Raw genomic sequence first — 1,036 nt, 5'->3', positions numbered from 1 at the left:
CAAAGTTCGGAGAGCCGAGAGGCCGCCAACTGAGGCGGCTCACTGCGCCTGGTGCGGCGGCTTTACGTCTTTGGCGTCGTCCAGCGTTCCTGCGGCGTGTCAGTCCATGACGAGCCGAGCGGGCGCATCGTGATCCAGGTCTCGACCAGCTTTCCGTCCTCGATCCGGTAGCTCTGCATCCCGGCCCGGCTCTGCCTCTCGCCGGTCCTGGGATCGCGCCATTGAAACGAGAACCGGAACCAGGCGCGGTCCGTCGTGAATGAATGGTCGTAGACCACGACGCGGATGCCCGGTCGGTCCTTGTGGACGCCTTGCAACTCGGCTGCGTAAGCCTCCCGCGTCACGGTCCGATCGCCGTTCTCGTCATGCCTGATGTAAGTCGGTCCGACGCAGCTCGGGACCAGGTCATATTGGCCGTCGTGCCAGACCCGTTCCCAGCGGTCGAATAGATCGCGCACCCCGTCCGACACTGGCTGGCTCCATCACGTTGCGATGCAGCGTACTTGAAAAGAGGCCACCGTGAAAATCAAACTGGGATCCTGCGTCCGGAAACAGGCCAGCGCCAAAATGCGGGCGCCGGACGTTTTGGAAGGACGGTGGAAAGAGGCCGACAACTGAGGCGGCCTTTAATTTCCCCCTCTGAGCAAAACGGAACATGCAGGATCGCCGAAGCGGTTCATGCTCACATCATGACCGCAAAAGCGAAAAAGCTCACCCATGAAGAGTTCGCCTCTTTGCTCACGGTCGGTAATGCGTCTGCAAACAGCGCCGCGCCTGTGATCCCTGCCAAGCATCGCGCCCGATTGATCGCGCTGGGCTACATGGTCTTTCTTCAGGGCAGGCTGCGAATGACCACGCCGGGACGCATCCGGATCTATGCCGGGCAACTCGATGCCTGAGACACCCTTTACGTCTCGGCTGGCTTTGGCGGTTGAAGCCCCGGCGATGTGAGCCTATAGCGCGACGATCTGGGTCGGAAGAGCGCGGCGATCAGGATGGCGAGTCAGTGTCGCGGCGCGATGATGATCGCCGCGAT

Annotated in this window: 2 protein-coding genes; one reads left to right on the top strand and one right to left on the bottom strand. The window is 61.8% G+C overall.

The window, feature by feature from the left end; translation table 11 throughout:
* Window positions 1–62 precede the first annotated feature (62 nt).
* Window positions 63–470 carry a nuclear transport factor 2 family protein gene (locus tag XI09_RS08540; RefSeq protein ID WP_271566447.1) on the bottom strand — a complete coding sequence of 136 codons (408 nt, stop codon included), beginning with the start codon at window positions 468–470 and terminating at the stop codon, window positions 63–65.
* A gap of 219 nt (window positions 471–689) precedes the next feature.
* Between XI09_RS08540 and XI09_RS08535 the strand changes: the two genes are divergently transcribed.
* Complete coding sequence (locus XI09_RS08535) at window positions 690–899, top strand: hypothetical protein (protein WP_271566446.1); 210 nt, start codon at window positions 690–692, stop codon at window positions 897–899.
* Window positions 900–1,036: the final 137 nt, after the last annotated feature.

The sequence above is a fragment of the Bradyrhizobium sp. CCBAU 11386 genome, assembly GCF_028128955.1.
Taxonomy (GTDB): Bacteria; Pseudomonadota; Alphaproteobacteria; order Rhizobiales; family Xanthobacteraceae; genus Bradyrhizobium.
The sequence above is the reverse complement of the archived record's forward strand: the minus strand, read 5'-3'. Positions and strand labels throughout refer to the sequence as shown.